Source organism: Vaccinium witches'-broom phytoplasma str. VAC, from assembly GCF_000309405.1.
Classification (GTDB): Bacteria; Bacillota_I; Bacilli_A; order Acholeplasmatales; family Acholeplasmataceae; genus Phytoplasma.
On record NZ_AKIN01000040.1, the window covers coordinates 1 to 5,719 of the forward strand.

The following is a 5,719-nucleotide window of genomic DNA, read 5'->3' on the forward strand; positions in this document are numbered from 1 at the left end:
CTTTTTCTAGACATTTAAATCTCCTTTTATTAAATTTTATTTAAATAGAAAAACAACTTTATTCACTTATCGCCTACTCTTTCAAGTCCAAATAATCTTTCGCAATAAGAAGTCTCTTCTTTCGTCTTATATCAATATATCAATTTTTAACGTTATTTCTTTTTTCAACTTAATTATAAAAATACTCTCAATCTATGAATTATTCCTTATTTAGGTATTAAAAAAATAATATTGATTTTTATGATTTTTAGTAAAAGAAAAAAATCATTAAAAAACATATTTTAATGCAATTAAATAATTAAAAAATAATTAATTCCATTAAAATATAAAAGAGTAATTATTTTGCTTATAAAAATTAATTTTTATAAGCAATTATACATAGAAAAATATTAACATTTTTTAATTAATATTTATAAAATGAGTTTGGTTTATTAAAGTTGTAAGCATTTGTTTTTTGGTTAAGCTGTTACATATGTTTTTATAATCATTATTTATTTAAAAATTAATATTTTTCGATAAATGTTTGAAAAAAGTAACAACAGAAAGGTAATTAAAAAATGTCTTATATTCAGGGATTACGTAGTAAAATAGGGAACGATCCGATTTTTTCTCCAGGAACTTCTATTATTGTTTATGAAAATAATAAATATTTGCTTCAATTTAGAAAAGATTTTCAAATTTGGGGCCTTCATGGCGGAGCTATGGAATTAGGAGAAAATTTCAAAGAAGCCGCTTTAAGAGAGTTAAAAGAAGAAACTGATTTAGATGTTGTTACTATGAATTGCTTCAAAACATATGCAGGAGAAGATATTAAAATCATTTATCCTAATGGAGATATTGTTTATCCTGTAGTAATGGGTTTTATCGTTAGCAAAACAGAAGGACAACCTAACCAACAACATGATGAAGTTTCTGATTTAAAATGGTTCAATGAAGAAGATTTGCCTATTGAAGATATGATGATGATGGACAAAAAGTTTTTAAAAGATTTTATTCAATACAAAAATTCCAAAAATAAAATGCACAATGTTTGGCCTTGTGAATAAAATTAAAACATCTTTTTATAAAAAAATATATTGTTATTTTTTAAATAAATAAAGGAGTTTCATTAGAATGTCTAAACAAGAAATACGTTCTAACAAAAAACAATTAAAGCAAAAAGCCAAACAAAAATTATTTTTAGAAGGCAATTTATTTAAAGTCCTTTTAATGTTGGCCGTCCCTATCGCTTTAACCAATATAGCTTTTCAAGTGATGCCTAAAAATATCGATCTATTTATGGCAATTCAACCCGAAGGGTCTGAAAAATTTACCGATTCTCTTGCTATAATCAGCAGTGTTCAAAATATGTTTTCTTTTATGGGTTTATCTTTGGCTACAGCAGGCATAGTTTTAATAGGTCAAGAATACGCTAAAAAGAATTATAAAACTGCTAAAAAAATGATTAAAACCACTCTTTTTTCTATTATAGGTATTGCTTTCGGCATCGCTTTAATAGCTGTAATAATCGGCAGTCCTATTTTACATAAAGTCCTTTCCGGCACAGAAGAAAAAGTTTTTAAAACAGTTCATAAATATTATATTTTTTTAATTATTTCAGGAGTTTTAATGGCTGTTAATACGGTCTTGTTAGGGTTAGAACGAGCAAAAGGGAATATTAAAACTATTTATCTTTCCAACGCTTTGTTTGTTTTTTTTAAAGTATCTATCAATTTATTATTCGTTTATGGTTTTCATAAGAAAGATCCTTATTGGTTAGGAGTTTCTACCGCTTTATCGAGTTTTTTAGTAACTATTTTTCTAACGGTTTTCTTTGTTATTTCTTTAAAAAGAGATCAAGACGAATTGACAGACAGCGAACAAGTGGATAACAATAAAACTAATATATTGAAAAATATTTTAAAATTAGCTTTACCTATTTTGGGCGGAAGACTAATTTATGAAAGCGGAAGACTAATTGTACTTATTATTGGTTGGAAAATTTATCCAAGCGGAAGTTTAAGCGCGGTTCAAATAGGTGATGGCATAGCAGCCATTGGTTTGAATTTTGGCTTTGCTTTAGAAGAGGCTCAATTGTCTATTATTTCGGCTAATCTAGCAAATAAAAACTTAAAAAGAGTTTTTGAAACAATTAAAAAAACTTTATTATTAAATATGATTTTAGGTTTTGTTTTCGCCGTTATTTTTGGTTTTTTTGGAACAAACATATACTCTTTAATCAAAGGTTTAAAAGATAGGTTACAAGGAGAAAGAGAAAAACAATTTCAACTAGGTATCACGATCGCTTCTATTTCTGGCTTTTATACAGTCGTTACTCAAGGAATAATGATTAGAAGTATGATACCTTTTAAAAAACCTCGTATTGATATGTTTTTCGCTTTATTAAGAGCGTTTTTAAGAATTTATTTCATCATTATTTTAGGGTTTAGCCTTTCATCGACTTGGAACAAATATGAAAATGCGGATAATTCTTGGAAAGGATATCATTTTGCCAATCTAACAACGAACACAATCCTTCTCTTTTCGGTTACTTATTATTTTTATTTTAAATTTTATAAAGATATTAAAAAAAATGGTTTTGAAGATATGCGCTTATAATATGAACAATTTAAAGGTGAAGACGAACAAAAGACTACTTGAAATCAAGTAGTCTTTTTTTTCTGTGTCGAAACGTGAGAGAAGTTTTTTAATTAAGGGAAGATTTTTAAAATAATTAAAAGAGTCGATTAATCATTATTCTGTTTAGTCTTTTGCTTTTGGTTTTGTTTTAACCTTTTTTCTTGTAAAAATTGTTCTACCATTTTTAAAACATTAGGATTCACAAAAAGTATATTAGAATCAGCTTTAAAATGAGTTTTACGAGCTAAATTTTTAAAAACAACAATCTTAACTGTATTAGGATCGACCTTTTTTAAAATTATGTTCAATCGGAACTTTTTATCTTGTTTTTTAAACATAATATCACTCTTTTTCTTCTGCATAGAATAGCTTTTTCTAATATTAAAAACATTTATGTAAAAAAAAAAAAAACTATTATATAAGTTAAAAACCACTAAAAAAAGATATAGTGGTTTTTTTTATAATCAATATTTAGTTCATTTAGTTAGTCGAAAAAGAGGAAAATTGATCTTTTTCTTTAATGTTGGTTAATATTCTTAAAGAGTTTACAAGGACTAAAATAGTACTAATCTCATGTAAAAAGACAGCCCAAGGTAGTTTAATATCAGCGATAAAATTAGTTACAGATAAAATAACGATAACCCCAATAGAAAATATAATGTTTTGAAATATTATACTATTTAACTTCTTAGAAACTTTATGAGCGTAAGTTATTTTATTTAAATTATTTTTCATTAAAACCATATCGGCAATATCGATAGCCACATCGGTGCCTTCTTGCACGGTAATGCCTACATCAGAATTAGCTAAAGCAGGGGCGTCGTTTATTCCGTCACCTACCATAGCTACCATATCGTATTTGCTTTTGATTTCGATTATTTTATTAGATTTATCTTCTGGCAAACAATCAGATAAAACATAATCCACGCTTAATTGTTTTCCTATTGCCATAGCATTTTTTTCATTATCGCCTGTCAACATGATTGTATGAATGTTATTCTCATTAAAGTAATTCACCATTTGTTCAGCTTCAGGACGTAATACATCCAAAATAGCTATTACCATAATTATTTTGCCATTTTCGCTAAAATAAAGCACTGTATTACCTTTTTCTAAAAGATTTTTAGTTTTTAGTTCTATTTCTTCAGAAACTTTAGGGAAAGAGTTGTATTTAGCTATTTTATATTGACGACCTTCATGACAAGATTCTAAACCAACGCCAATTAAATTATCAACTTGCATTTCAGGAACATTATTTAATGTAAAACTTTGACTTAAATATTTATTGATGGCAAAAGCTAAAGGATGGTTAGATTTTTGCTCCATTTTAGATAAAATAGTTAAATAATCTATTTTATCTTTTTCTTCTATTTCCGAATGGAAAAAAATTTCTTTGACTGTAGCTTTGCCGGTAGTTAAAGTTCCTGTTTTATCAAAAACAATAGCTTTAATGTTGGATAAATTACTTAAAGAATTACCATTTTTCAATAAAATACCATTTTTAGCTAAATGCGAAATAGAAGCAAAAGTAGCAGGGACATCAGAAGCGACCAAAGCACAAGGGGAAGCTACAGTTAAAAAGACCATACTTTTATTAAAAATATGTTTAAATTCGAAATAATGAATAGAAGGGTCAAAATAATAATGTATTATTTGACTAAATAATAAAATACCAACAGAAATGAACATTATCACTTTTACATATAAAGGTTCTATTTTTTTAATTAAATTAGCTCTTTTAGACATATTATTTTTCATTTGATAAGATAATTGAATAATTTTGGTAAAAATATTATTTTCTACTGTAGCGATAATTTCAACAATTAAAGTATTATTGCCATTAATATTACTACCAAGAACTTTATCACCTACTTTCTTATCAACGGGAATGCTTTCTCCCGTAATGCTGGATTCGTCAATAGAAGAAGTTCCAGAAATAATAATACCATCAGAAGGAATTTGATCTCCATTTAAGACGATAACTTTATCACCTATTTTTAATTTTTCTACTTCTATTAATTCAAATTCACCGTTTTCTTTTAACAATCTTGCTTGAGTAGGAGCCATTTTTAAAAGATTTTTAATTTCTTTTTGGTTTTTATTTTCAATATATTCTTCTAAAAAATTAGCAGTAGCGAAAATAATAATCAATAAAATTGCTTCGTTAAAATTTTGTAAATACATCGCCCCCAAAGCACCTAAAGTCATTAAAATATGAACGTTTGGGGTAAATTTTTTATTTTCTTTTGTATCTTGATAAGTGTCTACAAAACCTTCTATAATAACATGACAACCTGCAAAAAACAAAATAATGATTGTTAAGGCATATTGAAGTGGTAATTTATAATTTTCTTTGTTATCCAAAAAACCATAAAAATTAATAGGTAAAAAAACTAAAGCATACAATAACAAACCACAAATAAAAAGAAAAAAATATGTTTTTTGATTTTTATGGGTTTGTTCTTGGTTGTTATATATATTATTGTAATTTTCCATTCTATGAGTCAACGAATTATTAACCTCTATTTCAAAAAAATATTTTTTTCATTCTTTATTTTCTATTAAATTTATTCTTCTGAAGAATCTTCTTCATTTGTTTGTGATTCAGTTTCAGTTTGTGAATCTTTTTCTAATTGAGTTTGTTTTTTTTCTTCATTTAATCTTGCTCTTTCAACTATCTCTTTATAAGTTTCTATGATGGTGTTTTCAATCATAGTTCTTGTTTCAGTATTGATAGGATGAGCTATATCAATATAATTAGGTTTTTTAACATCAGAATTGGTTTTAATACTAGGCATTGCAATAAAAATGCCTCTTTCTCCTTCAATAATTTTAATATAATGAACAACAAAGGCATTATCAAAAGTAACAGAAGCAACACCTCTTAATCTATTTTCGCTCTTATGTAATTTGACTCTAACATCGGTAACTTGCATTTATATTGTTCCCCTAACTCTTATATTTTATTTTAAAATAAATCTAATTAAACTAAATACAATGAGATCTTGTTTATTTAACTTGTAAATATAATGATGGAAATGTAGAGAAAGAAATTGCAACTCTCATTGATACTAGAGCGGTTTCTAGCTATATACATGAA

The 5,719-nt window shown here is 26.3% G+C and carries 5 protein-coding genes; 2 read left to right on the forward strand and 3 right to left on the reverse strand.

The window, feature by feature from the left end; translation table 11 throughout:
- Nucleotides 1–557 precede the first annotated feature (557 nt).
- Nucleotides 558–1,046 carry an NUDIX hydrolase gene (locus RI68_RS00990; protein WP_017193389.1) on the forward strand — a complete coding sequence of 163 codons (489 nt, stop codon included), beginning with the start codon at nt 558–560 and terminating at the stop codon, nt 1,044–1,046.
- Nucleotides 1,047–1,113: 67 nt separating this feature from the next.
- Nucleotides 1,114–2,598 (forward strand): MATE family efflux transporter, encoded by a 1,485-nt coding sequence (locus tag RI68_RS00995; RefSeq protein WP_017193390.1) that lies wholly within the window; start codon nt 1,114–1,116, stop codon nt 2,596–2,598.
- Between the two features lie 128 nt (nt 2,599–2,726).
- On the opposite strand, the gene RI68_RS01000 is transcribed toward RI68_RS00995, so the two are convergent.
- The 3 genes from RI68_RS01000 to RI68_RS01010 all read right to left on the reverse strand — a co-directional run bounded on the left by RI68_RS01000 (nt 2,727) and on the right by RI68_RS01010 (nt 5,555).
- A complete protein-coding gene (locus RI68_RS01000) occupies nt 2,727–2,957 on the reverse strand; it encodes a hypothetical protein (protein WP_017193391.1) in 231 nt (76 codons plus the stop codon).
- Nucleotides 2,958–3,099: 142 nt separating this feature from the next.
- Nucleotides 3,100–5,115, reverse strand: a complete 2,016-nt coding sequence (locus tag RI68_RS01005) for a heavy metal translocating P-type ATPase (RefSeq protein ID WP_017192150.1) — start codon at nt 5,113–5,115, stop codon at nt 3,100–3,102.
- A 71-nt stretch (nt 5,116–5,186) separates the two neighbouring features.
- The gene (locus RI68_RS01010; protein ID WP_017193392.1) at nt 5,187–5,555 is read right to left on the reverse strand and encodes a SpoVG family protein; all 369 of its coding nucleotides are present in this window, start codon (nt 5,553–5,555) and stop codon (nt 5,187–5,189) included.
- Nucleotides 5,556–5,719: the final 164 nt, after the last annotated feature.